We start from the raw sequence: 13872 nt of genomic DNA, 5'->3' as shown, positions 1-13872 counted from the left end.
ATTGCTTCAGCTATTTGCTTGAGTAAAAAATGGTGCTCTTTTGAGTACCATTTTTTATGGATAAAATAAATAATTGAATACCCCCATATAATAAAAAATTTTTTCAAATTTTATATTGTTACCACTCTCCAAGACTATATAAATATCCTCTTATTAGATCACTAATTTTTTCATTCAATTAAATTTTATTGCTGGCATAAATGTATATTTGACTTATCTCATTTTGTAAGTTACAACAAGATACATCTTTACACTTGAACCAACTAAAAAACACTAACTCAAGAATATTAAAGGATAATATCTTGTCTAATATTAATTATGAAAAACAGGCTCAGGATTATTATGGGAAGGCTCCCATCATAATTTTGGGTAGTGGAGCCTCAGCAGCACATGGAATGTCTGGCATGGCGGCACTTGCACAGCATTTGACTAAAGAAACAGATGTTTCAGAATTATCTAATGCAGACATGGAATCTTGGGGTAACTTCTGCCAGACACTTGCAAAAGGCGTGGATCTTGAAACAGCACTCCATCAGGTAAATGTGTCTGAAGAACTAACTTGCAGGATCATCAATTCCACTTGGTCACTCATCAACTTTGAAGATTGCAACATCTTCAAAAATAGCTTGCATAATATTTCGATGTTTCCGTTGAGTCGTCTACTTCAACATATGTTCAGAACAAGCATAAAAAAAATAAATATTGTCACGACAAATTATGATCGCTTGGCAGAGTATGCATGTGAACAAAGTAGAATCCATCACTACACTGGGTTTACGCACGGCTTTTTTCGCCAACTAGCCACACCCGATGAATTAACCTGCTCCCGCAGAGTGAATATCTGGAAGGTACATGGCTCTCTCGACTGGTTTAAGTCTCCACTAGAAGACAATATTGCAATTTCAGGTACACAAGAAATTCCTAAAAATTACAACCCTCAGATTGTGACACCTGGCACTCAAAAGTACCAAAAGACGCACCATGAGCCATTCCGTTCTATCATTAATAACGCCGACATAGCTATTAATGAGGCAGGTTCATACTTGTGTATCGGATACGGATTCAATGATGAGCATATTCAACCAAAACTTATGGTCAAATGTCAGCGGCAAGGAGCACCAGTCACAATCATCACATATGCGCTTTCTGATTCGGCCAAAAGACTGATTATTGATGGCAAAGCACAAAATTATTTAGCAATAGAGCGAGGGGCGACTGATGACCAGTCTATTGTCTACTCTTCACTAAGTAAATCTTCGTTCACTGTAGAGAAAAACATCTGGAGCCTTGACGGCTACTTATCACTTATCATGTAGAGAGGACAAATGCCAATATTCAATTTTAAGGATGGAGATGCACTCGGGAAGGTTGCCTCAGTTGACACCACTAATGTCATAGTGGATGTAGAGAATGTTGCTCATCTAAAAAAACTACAAGTTAATCATCTTGCCGTACTCCAAAGCAGCAGGCCTGGACAGCATCTCATTGGCCTTATTACGCAAGTGACTAGAAAACGAAGCGTAGAGAATCTATCCGATGATGGCATCGTTGACCAAAATTCAGAATTAAATCTGTGTCGTATTGCATTAATTGGAACTATGTTAGATCGTGATGGTTCCAAGGAGAATGTCTTCCGTCGAACACTCGAAAGTGTTCCTGAAATAGATGCAAACTGCTTTTCGCTCGAAGGCGAGAACCTCACTGGATTTATGCGTACGCTTTCTAGTGTTTCAGCAGATGGAAATGCCTTGATGCTAGGTAAGTACACGCTGGATGAGAACGCAGTAGCCTATCTCAATGGCAACAAATTTTTCCAACGCCATGCTTTTATCGGAGGAAGTACAGGTTCTGGAAAGTCGTGGACAACTGCCAAAATTATTGAACAGATGTCAGGGCTTTCTAGTGCGAATGCTATCGTCTTTGATCTTCACGGTGAATACGCTCCATTAACAGGGGCAGGCATTCAGCACTTCAAGGTTGCAGGGCCAGCAGATGTGGAAGCTAAAAGTACCATTTCTGATGATGTACTTTATCTCCCTTATTGGCTCCTTTCTTATGAGGCGCTAGTATCCATGTTTGTCGATCGTAGCGATCAAAATGCACCCAATCAAGCCATGATCATGGCTCGTGAGATTAACCAAGCAAAAAGAAAGTACCTAGAAGACAATGGGCAACATGATTTACTAAAGCATTTTACTGTTGATAGCCCCGTTCCATTTGATCTGAATTTTCTTTTGGAGCGACTGAATTCTATTAACGTCGAAATGGTTCCTGGCGCTAAAGCTGGAACTGAAAAACAGGGTGATTTCTTTGGAAAGCTCGCGCGCATGATTTCTAGACTTGAAAACAAAGTCTCTGATAGACGTCTCGGCTTCATGTTTAATGGTGGTGAGGATATTCTTAATTTTGCTTGGCTTGAGAAATTTGCTAGTGCTGCACTCGGCAGCACAGATGAAAATGGTAAGGCAGGCATCAAGATCATCAACTTCTCTGAAGTTCCCTCTGATGTTCTTCCCCTGATCGTCTCCCTTGTTGCACGAGTCACATTTTCCGTACAACAATGGACCCCATCTGAACTTCGTCACCCTATTGCCCTTCTCTGTGATGAAGCTCATCTATATATGCCACAGCGCAATATGGCAGATTCTGCTGATGATATTTCATTGGATATCTTCGAACGCATCGCCAAAGAAGGACGCAAATATGGTGTCAGCTTAGTTGTAATCAGCCAACGCCCATCTGAAGTAAATAAAACACTGTTAAGCCAATGTAGCAACTTCGTTTCCATGCGACTGACTAATGCTGAAGATCAAGGAGTTATCAAACGCCTTCTTCCTGATAGCCTCGGTGGTTTTAGTGATATTCTTCCGACTCTCGACACTGGAGAAGCATTAGTCGTTGGTGATGCCAGCTTACTACCAAGTCGAATTAGGATCGATGAACCTCAAAATAAACCAAATAGTGGTACTGTCAATTTCTGGGATGAATGGCAGACGCAAGTCAAGGAAAAGCGCCTATCAACTGCCGTTGATAATTGGCGTAAGCAAAGTATTCAATAATAAAGATTTGGGGGGAGAAAGCATCCCCTCAATTCAACCATAGCATAGCGTTATTCATGATCTAAAACTCATCCTATAAAAAGGACTCTGAGATATTTATGAAATGAAGCTGCCATGTGTTTAGGATCTTAGTGACTAGATCACTGAGCGCAAAAAAACTACCTATTTAAAGCTTAACAATCACCCTACTCGCTTTTTAAGAGACTCCAAATCTAAATTACCCTTATGACCTCCAAGCCATTCATTAGATGAACGTTCTCCTGCATAATCGCCAATTTCTGGTGTTTCATATGCTGAAAAATATTATTCAAAACAGTATACTTGGCAAAAGTTTCATCAAAATTTATAGATTGTGATATCTGCTTAAGATAAATTTGCAATCCATTTGATGAATGTTCCTCATCTAAGTTTTGCCAATCCTTTGGCACGACGATGTATATATCACGGCTTGAGATGTAATTTAAAACTATCAAAAGCCCACTAGGATCGAAATCAGAGTAAACTGCAATTTTAGCTGTATCAGCTAATCTTTCTAACAGCTCATTAACCAACTTAATATTCTTTCCTTGTCCGCGATATAGAAAGAGGCTACCCTGCCATTGCTCTGGCAAATACTGGTGCCATTTATATAAGTGGACCATCATGTCGCCATTTTCTACAATAACCAGTTGTTTAATAGCACTAGTATCTACTTCGTTAATATCTATTGTGGCTAGAAACTTTGGATGTGATATATCTAACATACCACTTTTCAGAGGTAATGCCGCTTTGACAGATGCAAAGACTAGATAATCTGAAAAAACAGATTTATTAGTGTCCTTTTCATTAATACTGTATTTAACATGTTCAAATCGAGATAATCCCTTTGGAATTTTAATATCAGCTTCAACTTTCCTATATTGCTTATAAATCTGATCTAACCTCACAAAGTCTAAATCATCTAGATGCAAATCACGGCCTCTAACCCTGCCAATTGCCTCAGAGTCATGTAGCATTCGCCACGTATTATTCAACGATACTTTTTTCGTTCTATTGAGCAATGCTTGTTGAATAACATTTAATTGAGTACCAGTAATCATGACAACCTGTTAAATACGTTTAATTACGACATCTTGAACTAACCAGTTGCCGTTATAATTAGGAATGATATTTTCGATAAAATGCATATCTAATACCCCAGCATAATATTCATAATTATCACGATACGAACTGACAAGATGCAATATCCAAGAATTGATTTCAACTTCTGGCTTTAAGTCTTGATAACATTGTACAGCAGTGAGCTCAACTGGCCCTTGAGGATGCATCAACGCCTCAAAAAAATGGTTTGATGCAACCTCAAGCGCTGAGGGTTCTACCAGAACTTCTGCATCTAACTGTATTTCTACCTCAACAATTTCTTTTTCAGCTTCTTTTGTTGTCTTCTCTCTATTTTCACTCGCTTTTCGTGCGATTAGCTCCAATGTTTCCTGTGCTCTGTATGAACCTAAATCAGCATAGGCCGTGAATTGTGGTTTATAAACTCGAAAAAAAGGGCTAGGTGCAGTGCTTTGATCTAATATAGAATTTAGCTGTTTACCAGCCAAAAAACTATGTACAGCATCAATCATGGAATTACGTTTCTGAATTTCTAAATCTTTCTTCCATCGGAGTAGATATTCATTCAATACATGCCCTGCATTAATCAGTTCTTTATGGCACTTAAAAACGATCGGTGTTAACCGTTTGGTAATCAGACGTTCAATCTCTTTGTCTCCAACACCAAGTTGAGCCAGTTTGTCTGGTGACAGCTGAACCATAATATCGCTTAATGGCTTTAAATCCTGAATTGCTTTTTCATTAGCTCTAATGCGGACTTCCAGATCACTAATAATCAATAATTTTTCATGAACTTGGCTAGAAAAATGAACATAGTCTTCAACAAGTACATTAGACAGCTCTAGGAGCGCATCGATTAATTCTCCTTGGTCATATTTTGCATCTTCATAGTTTCTCTGTTTAGAAAAAGCATACGAGTGTGCGCATTCCTCTATTCGGATTATGAGCGATGCAATCTGACCAGGACTATTCTTAATACGTCCTCTGCGATCAAAATGAGATACAAACCGTAATACGTTACTTTGAATGATAAAACCATCAAGATCACGATAGCCTAATCCAGCTTTAGCTAATGACTCAATTTTATTTTCAATATCATAAGTACAGTCGATGATGCCATGTTGGTGTTTAATGGCATGTCCTATTAAATCAATATTATTTGTTAATAAACGACATGGCACTAACGCTGGATGATTTTGATCTGACATAATTCAATCCTGTATTATAAAAGAGCATCTTGCTTTAGTTGACTATCTGAGTCTGACTTAATTTGTTCACATACTGCAATATACTCTAACTGTTCATAGAACAAAGACCATTTAGCCGTAGCGACATAAACTGAACCAGTGTCACTACCAGTATTAAATAAATAATTTTCAGCGGTCAGATATTTCAGCACGCTCTCCAAGTGCTCTTGAGATGAACTAGCAGTATTGGAACGTCCTAGTTTTTTAATAATTTCTTTCAAACGACTTTGTAGATACTCTGATTGCTCAATCGCTGAGAGTAAATGGCCTTTAGTTATAATATCGTTATAAGCAAGAGGTTTACTTTCTGAGTGCAGAGAGCGGCACAAGCGTACCCATTCTACAAGTGGTTCAATTTTGCTGACGAAAGCATTAAAATGTGACTCTATGCTATCTTGAACCTTACGCTGTTGGACATTCAGATATACTGCATAAAACCCATATCCATCATGAGTTTTTACGCATTTACGGTCAATCTTGTGCAGAAAATCATTCATCTCATCAAAAAAGACATTATCTAGCAGCCGTTGATAATGTAGCGTAAAGCAAAGGTTATCTATAACTTCACCACTAATGAGTAGGTGAACAATCTCGGAAAAAGCTTCGTTATTCATCAGCGATCTCCATGATTTGAGTATTAATTTTATTGCTAGATTGATGCTGATTTAATAATGGATTATCTTGAACAATTGACCTAGCAATGTAGTGTCGGACACCCATTTTTTTATCTATGTCATTCTTACAAGTGAAATATTTCCCTAAAATATCGTCCATTTTGGGTTGAGCGCAAACCAAATTAATGTTTCGCTCACGCATGAAATCTAGCAATTTACCGCAATTTACCGTGTCAATCTGACCCAACTCATCGATTGGTAAATGAATAATAACATCTGGATCAGGACATAACTTTCTTGCTAAGGCGGTAAAAATCACCAAAATAGCTAAACGTGAGATGCCCGTACTACTAGAGTTTTCAAAGTCATTATCATTTCTTACCTCAACATATCGATCATTTTCAGTGAAGTTAATATTTAACTCAACCAAAGAGCCAATATCATTCGTTATGGACTTAGAACTATCTAACACACGTAACGCCCTATCAAACGAATCAAGAAGTGAGTCATCTGGCAGGGCATTAAAGTTATCTGCTGACGGTTCCCAATCCATCACAAATTGTTTTAAATCGCTGTTAAAACCACATCTATCAATCTTTGGTTCCAGTTTAATGTTAATTTCGTCCAAAAAAGTAAATGGGTTAGTACCGTTAATTTGATTGCTTAGCTCACGCGATACTGTTTCCACCTTATTTTTAAACTGGCGTAAAGACTGATAATAACTGACAAAGGAATTTGAGATCACTTCAAATACATGGATGACTACTTCTACTTTCTGAGGAATATCATAATGGTACATTTCCTCAACTTCACTCATTGCACTCAGATAATACGGAGCACTGTCTACTCTAAAAACATATTTCGACATTCGATTTAGCCACTGTTGTTCAAGTTCACTACCTGTGGCCGCTTTTAATGCTTTCAATACAGCATAATAAGCATCTTTGAGCGCTTTCAATTGCAGCTTAAAACTATCCAACTTTTCATGAGTGTTATCAATAAACCATTCAAAATCTAAAGGTAGGTTGTCATGAATCGCTTTAAATTCTGGAAAATCATCCAGTTTCTCGGAGATTAATTTAACCAAATTCGACAGTTTTTTCTGGTTAGTATCTATTTGAACAAGCTTATTATTGATTGTGTTAATTTCTAAGCCAGCCTTTTCTTCTATGTCCTTAAGTTTCTGGTCAATTGCACCCACCCTAACAACCAGACGTTTTAATTCAGTTTCAAATTCAAATTTCTTAGTTTCTAGGTCATTTTTTTGAGAAAACTCAGTTTCCAGCCACTTTTTATATTCAGTAATTTTAGCGGCATATGACATTACCAAATCGACTTTTTTATGCGCAGCAATTTGCCTATTTTCGGCATTCTGAATAGCATCTGTATCTGCTGATTCAGTTTTCAATGCACGTTTTTTAGCTTGTTCCAACTCTTTAATTTGTTGTTCTTTATTCGTCTCTATACTGATTATTTGAGTTTGTAGGATAGCTAGATTATTGTCATTGGCCATATTCAAATTGTCAAAAGATACTTTTAAATGCTCCAATTGTTTCTTATGGCTAAACTCCAGTTCTGCTTTTGCATTTTTGTGGTCGTTACGCATCAGCTTTTCATTTTCTTGTTCTTGTTTTAATGCTTTGCGCGATTCACTACTTCTTAATGTGCATTGCCTGAATATGGATTCCTGTAAAGTTTTAACTGCTTGTTCAGCCTCATCAACGCGACTTTTCCTACGTTGTAATTCAGTACTAGCCTCTGTCAACTCTGTATCTAGAGCAGTTTTTTCCTTATATCTGGCTTTAGCAATAATTTCACTATCATCTCTAGTTTTCTTAGCAATTTGGGTGATTTCGATCTGACGATTTAAACGTATCTTCAACTCATCAATTGACTCAGCCTGTCGAGGAATAGGAAGTAAACTAGTATCCAGATTTAGACCATAAAAAGAATCATTTAAACCATTTATCACCCACTCGGGTTTTAGATCTTTACGCGCCAATAATTCAGGCGAAATAACCTTTGCAATAGTATGTTTCCAGTTCTGATCTTCACTGTCTCGTAGAAAGCTAATTAAAGTGTTCTCAGAATTAATTTCTTTACGTAATTCCTCTACTTTAATTTCATGTTGTTTATAAACCCGTTCAGCAATTTCAAAGTCCCTTTGTGTTAAAGTCACCGCTCTTCCTGTTGCTTCAACTTGCTCAGTTAATTTCTGGTGTTTGGATTGTTGTTCCAAATATTCAATTGAACGTTGCTGCGCTAACATTTTAGACTTGGTAATTTGCTGGGCTTCTTCATCAGTTGACTTCTGATTAGACTCAATCTCATCGAAGAGTTTATTTATTCGCTCTAAAACTGTTTCCAGTGCCAATTCTTGCACATTTTCTAACTTCTTTAACTCTCCAGCATTCAAGTCGCGGCGCTCATCAAGTGCAGCATCACGTTGACGAATTACCTCCTCCTTTTTGTCCTTCAAATCATCAACTTTAAGACGAATAGCTTTTATCGAAGTGATGCTATTCTGAAGCACTGTACTTTTGTTGCTTTCAAAGTTATTGATAATTTGTTGATGCGACTCCTGCAAGTGCTGTAAATGTGTTTTGGCCTCTCTCAACTCTTGTTCGTATACTTGCAGTGAGTCATATTCGGTTATTTTTTGGAGAATATTGATCCGTTGATATTCATGTTGTTGTTCTTCAAGTAAAATTAAATTTCTCGAGCAACTAGTTAACTTACCACTTAAATCAGCGGTCATTGAACTAATCCTATTTTTCTCCTGCAACAATTGTTGAGATTCTTCATCTGCCCTCTGCTTGATGACTGTGATTTGTTGTTCTTTATCAGAATATTCTTCAGCGAATTGAACTTGCATTTGTTGTGATTGAGCTCGAGCCGTGGCCAAATCACTTAAAGTTGTTCTAATAACATGCTGCTGTTTTATACCATCTTCTAGCTTTACTTTTTCTTTGTTGAATGCATTTAAACTCCTAATATCACGAATAATTGTTATATTTTTTTCATGTTCTGGTTTTTTTGTTATTGAAACATCATCACTTAAAAAGGATTCGACAAGCATGTTCTTAAAACTGGCGATCAACTGCCCCTTATTAACTGGAACACGAGAGAACTCGCCAAGAAACTTTAACTCATGTTTCGTATCACAAATCGAAAAGTCAGCAGCAGCGACTCGTAAGCTTCGCTCCCTTCGCAGACGCTCTTTATCATTATGCAAGATTGCAGCGTAATCCAAACTATTATCGAATTGATTACTGACTTTAATTCCATCAGCTCTAATCGTATTCAAAATTGTTGATGCATCAGCACCCGCAGTAAACAAAACATTATATTTTTCGGAAAATAAAGTTTCGTCTAATCCTCCCTGCACAATGCGATAACAATGCTTCTCACTACTATGTCTATACATAACAACACAACACAGACCTGATTTACGCAAATACTCAAACACAATCATGCTTTGATAATTAGGTAAGTAATAATCCAAGAAATTACTTTTGCCAGCACTCCTGCTGACCATTTGATTTGGTTTTGCTCCATTAAAGATTGGAATTAGGTGTAGCAGTGAGGTTTTACCAGCACCATTAGCACCGGTAATGTTTGTGTGACCATCACACTTAACCAATGAGCGCTTACTTCTAATGTAAGAGTTATGCAACACAATGTTTTTTAAGCCATAATTATTGATATTGCTCTGCATAAAAATATCCATTTAGCTAAGTGATCGTCATTCTAAACATTATCAGAAATAATTAGATATATGACTATTACCTATCAATTAACGCGACATAGCACGTCGTGTTAATTGATGATTAATCAGGATGCTATTCACAATTATTAAATTATTGAATAATAATTTTTAAATTATACTTCACATAAAACCATTATATTAAATAGATAATTTTTAGTAACATTTTGAAATAATTAAATTCAACTTTGGTAAGCAAATAAATATTATTATCAATAAACAATAATACAAAATAGGAAAAAACATGAGCGATCACGACAAAGAACAAGAAAAAATTGAAATAGCGAAAATTGCTGCCACTGCAGCTGAGTTGGCAGCAAGCAATATTCGTAATTATATAGAAGCCCATAAAGAGTTCGCTTTAGGACCTGTAAATCCAGTTAATAGAGTGATGAAGATAGCGGATGATTTAAATAAAGAAATGAGAGATTTAGTAGAAAGTTCTGCAAGACTCGCATATAAAAGTTTAAAACAGTTTACTGATGATCAGGAGTAGGCTAGTTATGTATGGACATCACCTTAGCCAGTTATCTTTTTTAAATACAGCTCATATTTCATCAAATATACAACTAATAAAAGATATAAAAGGAATTACTACTGATAAGTCTTCATTTGAAGTAATGACCATACTTTTGGAAACTCCAAATAATTGTTTTAGTAGTGATTCAAGGCATCAACTAGTAATAGAAAATAACCTATCATATCTGAAGTTTATTTTATCAGGTTTAATGGGAGGAATATTCCCCGATTCTTTTGAATTTATTAATAAAACTATATTTGATAAACAGGTTAGTTTAGCTATAAAAGCTGAGGAAATTTGGAGTGAAAAATTTCCCAATGATTACAGTATTTACAACACATTGATTGGAAGAGTTCTTTACGCCTATAGAGATTTATACTCAGGAGGTAGTGTTTCTAATGCTATAGGTTTTATTTGGTTATCTCCAGAAGAAGATTGGGATGAAATGAATTACCTTGAGAACTTAATACATGAGTATGTTCATAATATATTGTTTTTAGAGGAAATGACAAATTCTTTATTTTCAATATCTGCTGCGGAGATGGCAAAACCAGAAAATTGTGTTATCAGTGCTATTCGGAGAGTACCTCGTTATTTTGATCAAGCTTATCACGCAGCGGCAGTTGCTATAGTATTAGCTGAGTTGTCAGTTTTTCTGAATAAAATAGATAATGCTCGCTTATATTTGGATGGAGTAATCATATCATTAAATGAATTAAAGAACAAAAAAGAGATTATGAGTACTAACGGTTATAATCTTTTAAAAGAAATGATAAGTGTCTCTTTAAATATTTATGAGAATATATACAGCCTTTCAAAGGCTAGTTAGATATTATTAGAACTTATTTACAGACTCTTATTTTCCATAAACAATGTTATCTCCTATGCAAACTAAATGTATCTAAAAAGTGATAAAAATCCACAAATGGGCTATGTGTGTTTAAATTTTTGGTAGCTACTCAAACAACTCATAGCCTGGTATTTTATTTAAATTATTTTCTGGAGGTATTAAATATATACCTGCCGCCCATATTTTTAAAATATTGTTTTCTGGTGTTTGATGATTATCAAGACCTCCAAAATTAACATTGCCTAACCATGTTTCTTGTGTAAGCATTCTAATGAGTCTTTCAGGTGTATCTTGAAAACTAACAAAATTCAATCCAATTTTAATCTTAGCCGCTTGATCTGATGCTTCAAAAAATTCATACCCTTGTCTAAAAACTCTTAGAGAGTCTCTATCTCCTATAACTTGCTTATGATGATTAGCTCTTTGAACATGACTTGCCAAAACTATTGGATCGGATGTATTAGATGGCTCAAAAAAGTCTTCATTTATAAAGTTTCCTTTTGAATCTAGGTCAACAATAGTTGTAGTCTCAGAAAAAGGGCATTTACTAATGATAATAGGTCTATCATCCATTACAGAATCTAATGGGCATCCACTTACTTTATCTCTACCCACCAATAATTCTTGAGTAGCTCTATCAAGTTTAATCCACTTATCAATATCGACTTCAATTCTCATAAAAGCCATAAAAGTGCCACCGATTATCCATTGTTCCTCTGGTATATTATTTTCTTTAATTCGGATGGCTTCAAATCGATCCTTTCCGCTTTTTAGGTTTGATATTCCATCATGAAAATCAATCCAACTTCGTTTATCCTCTCTTTGGAAGCCAGTATAAAATTTAACTATTTCAAAAGGAAATTCATTATTGGCTGTAGTCAATAATTTGTATGACTCTAAATAACATCTATAAATTAGAAGTTCAGAATCAGATATAAACTGTAAAGCAATATCTTCTGTTGCAGGGTTTTTAATTAATGTTTCAGAATAACTAAGCCCAGAGGCAGCAAGTAATTTTCCACCACCAGTTGCGAGAGGCGGACGAAAATTAGAATCTGTAATAGCAGTTGGAACAAATTTTTTAATACCCGTTTTGTTAAATATATTTTTACCATATCCAATTGTAATTTGAAGTCCTGAAGGAGGAACAGGAACTGTTATATTTGGTAAGTCTTCTATTTTTCCAACTTTTAAGGCCTGCAGAACCTCCCAAAGTGAATTTAATCCTTCGTAAATTTTGGTTGAATCGTATCCCTCGTTTATGCGTAAAAATAATAATCCCCAATGCTTTCCAGGTGTTGCTCCTTGCTGATAAAAGATCCCTTCTTGCATATTATTAACTTCCTATTTTCGTTGTTCTTGGAGCAATTCGAATTAAAGAACCACGATTATATTCAGTCCAAAAGGTAGCAATATTTGAACAAATCTTGGCTTTATCGCATTGTAATGAATCATCGCTTTCCGTTATCAATTGATAATCACTTGAATTAACTTCAGAAGGTTGACTAATTTGAATTATTGGACCAACTTCAATGTGTTGTAACACTTCAAATCCACCTTTAATTGGAACATCATTTCCTCCTTTTTCAACGGTGATATCATCTAAAAAAACATTCTCTTCATCCGAAGGTCCAAAGACTAATCGTTGATGTAAATTGTTTTTCCCTCTTGAGAATCTAACCCAGGAATCAGGAATCGAATTTCCGTTATATAAAAAATTATTCTTAGCAAAAGAAAGAATATACATTCCAAGATTTTGGTTGAATGCTATTTTTCTACCCTCAAAAACTGCGCCATATGCACCCATAGCAGCAGCAGGGTCTGCATGGCGGCAAGCTAAGTGTTCAACGTTATATTCTTTAAAAATTGCATATTTCGTTACTTTTTCAAATTGAGATCCATTCTTTCTTGCGTAGGGTTTTGCACCAAACATAACTATATAAATTAAGTCATCTAATCCGTTAATAGGATGGGTCATGAACAATGCATTTTCCGTATTTAATTTTCCAACGGGTTGTGAGGGATTATTACCATCTCCATTTCCTGCAACTTGTGTAGAAAAACTTAGCTCTCTTTCTTCTATGGTCATATTTGTAGGATCATTTCCATATAAATCTTCCCATGTAACAGGTATTCCAAGTACTGTTGAAGCTAATTGTTTTAGAAAGTTTGGGTCATGTTTTGCAATTGTTACCCAGTATTCTCTCAGTTCTGTTGTAATCTGAACTCTTTTAGGTCTTTGTTTACCAGTAGAATCTATTTTATACTCTACCGTATATTCACAATACTCATTATGAAAATGGTGTCTGCCCTTAATGCCCCAATCAGAAAGTTTTTGTGCTACATCTGAATTTTGGCAAAATGCAGGTTCAGCAGGATCACCAAACCACTTGACACTATTAACTGTAATTGAATTTGGGATAGTAGTAGGATCAAAAGCAAAGAATCTAGACCCTAATGTAACGCCTGAGGCTATCTCCATTTTAACATGGGATTCATACTGCTTTTTAATTTCTTCATTCCACTTTTCCAAAAGTAGAGGCGATAAGTCATCTGCTTGTCCAGGTGTATTGAAAATTATTTTTACCATGTTTGCTACCTTCTATTTTATTTATTTTACAGGAATCTTGGGGTTCCATATTTTTCTAGAATATAACTTTTAAAGTTAATAATTCAAGCCTCATATTGCATTACTAAAAATTATTTAAAAAAATCATA

10 protein-coding genes are annotated in these 13872 nt (G+C 35.7%); 4 read left to right on the top strand and 6 right to left on the bottom strand.

Features of this window, described 5'->3' with window-relative positions:
* Positions 1–302 precede the first annotated feature (302 nt).
* Positions 303–1316 (top strand): SIR2 family protein, encoded by a 1014-nt coding sequence (locus NDN11_RS03650; RefSeq protein ID WP_251110803.1) that lies wholly within the window; start codon positions 303–305, stop codon positions 1314–1316.
* 9 nt (positions 1317–1325) lie between these two features.
* Entirely contained in the window at positions 1326–3059 is a 1734-nt protein-coding gene (locus NDN11_RS03645; protein WP_251110802.1) for an ATP-binding protein, read from the top strand.
* Positions 3060–3271: 212 nt separating this feature from the next.
* Here the strand turns inward: NDN11_RS03645 and NDN11_RS03640 are convergent, their stop codons facing one another.
* The 4 genes from NDN11_RS03640 to NDN11_RS03625 are packed head-to-tail and all read right to left on the bottom strand — an operon-like array spanning position 3272 to position 9736.
* Positions 3272–4138, bottom strand: coding sequence for a DUF7281 domain-containing protein (locus NDN11_RS03640; protein WP_251110801.1), 867 nt, complete (start codon positions 4136–4138; stop codon positions 3272–3274).
* Positions 4139–4147: 9 nt separating this feature from the next.
* Positions 4148–5365, bottom strand: coding sequence for a hypothetical protein (locus NDN11_RS03635; protein WP_251110800.1), 1218 nt, complete (start codon positions 5363–5365; stop codon positions 4148–4150).
* A gap of 14 nt (positions 5366–5379) precedes the next feature.
* The gene (locus NDN11_RS03630; RefSeq protein WP_251110799.1) at positions 5380–6018 is read right to left on the bottom strand and encodes a condensin complex protein MksE; all 639 of its coding nucleotides are present in this window, start codon (positions 6016–6018) and stop codon (positions 5380–5382) included.
* Positions 6011–9736: an ATP-binding protein gene (locus tag NDN11_RS03625; protein ID WP_251110798.1), complete on the bottom strand. Its 3726-nt coding sequence runs from the start codon at positions 9734–9736 to the stop codon at positions 6011–6013. Before NDN11_RS03625 ends, NDN11_RS03630 begins: the two co-directional genes overlap by 8 nt.
* Before the next feature lie 292 nt (positions 9737–10028).
* On the opposite strand from NDN11_RS03625, the gene NDN11_RS03620 reads away from it, so the two are divergent.
* On the top strand, positions 10029–10280 hold the full coding sequence (locus NDN11_RS03620) for a hypothetical protein (protein WP_251110797.1): 252 nt from the start codon (positions 10029–10031) through the stop codon (positions 10278–10280).
* 7 nt (positions 10281–10287) lie between these two features.
* On the top strand, positions 10288–11133 hold the full coding sequence (locus NDN11_RS03615; protein ID WP_251110796.1) for an aKG-HExxH-type peptide beta-hydroxylase: 846 nt from the start codon (positions 10288–10290) through the stop codon (positions 11131–11133).
* A 126-nt stretch (positions 11134–11259) separates the two neighbouring features.
* On the opposite strand, the gene NDN11_RS03610 is transcribed toward NDN11_RS03615, so the two are convergent.
* Entirely contained in the window at positions 11260–12486 is a 1227-nt protein-coding gene (locus tag NDN11_RS03610) for a Dyp-type peroxidase (RefSeq protein WP_251110795.1), read from the bottom strand.
* A 4-nt stretch (positions 12487–12490) separates the two neighbouring features.
* Entirely contained in the window at positions 12491–13744 is a 1254-nt protein-coding gene (locus NDN11_RS03605) for a DUF8225 domain-containing protein (RefSeq protein WP_251110794.1), read from the bottom strand.
* Positions 13745–13872 lie beyond the last annotated feature (128 nt).

Source organism: Acinetobacter sp. C26M (genome assembly GCF_023702675.1).
GTDB lineage: Bacteria > Pseudomonadota > Gammaproteobacteria > Pseudomonadales > Moraxellaceae > Acinetobacter.
Note: the sequence above shows the minus strand (reverse complement) of the source record. Positions and strands in the feature narration are given on the sequence as shown.

What these genes read in the sequence shown, in the direction of transcription:
- NDN11_RS03615 (WP_251110796.1), top strand. Translation starts at nt 10,288, where the DNA reads ATGTATGGACATCACCTTAGCCAGTTATCTTTTTTAAATACAGCTCAT.
- NDN11_RS03605 (WP_251110794.1), bottom strand. Translation starts at nt 13,744, where the DNA reads ATGGTAAAAATAATTTTCAATACACCTGGACAAGCAGATGACTTATCG.
- NDN11_RS03645 (WP_251110802.1), top strand. Translation starts at nt 1,326, where the DNA reads ATGCCAATATTCAATTTTAAGGATGGAGATGCACTCGGGAAGGTTGCC.
- NDN11_RS03625 (WP_251110798.1), bottom strand. Translation starts at nt 9,736, where the DNA reads ATGCAGAGCAATATCAATAATTATGGCTTAAAAAACATTGTGTTGCAT.
- NDN11_RS03630 (WP_251110799.1), bottom strand. Translation starts at nt 6,018, where the DNA reads ATGAATAACGAAGCTTTTTCCGAGATTGTTCACCTACTCATTAGTGGT.
- NDN11_RS03635 (WP_251110800.1), bottom strand. Translation starts at nt 5,365, where the DNA reads ATGTCAGATCAAAATCATCCAGCGTTAGTGCCATGTCGTTTATTAACA.
- NDN11_RS03610 (WP_251110795.1), bottom strand. Translation starts at nt 12,486, where the DNA reads ATGCAAGAAGGGATCTTTTATCAGCAAGGAGCAACACCTGGAAAGCAT.
- NDN11_RS03640 (WP_251110801.1), bottom strand. Translation starts at nt 4,138, where the DNA reads ATGATTACTGGTACTCAATTAAATGTTATTCAACAAGCATTGCTCAAT.
- NDN11_RS03620 (WP_251110797.1), top strand. Translation starts at nt 10,029, where the DNA reads ATGAGCGATCACGACAAAGAACAAGAAAAAATTGAAATAGCGAAAATT.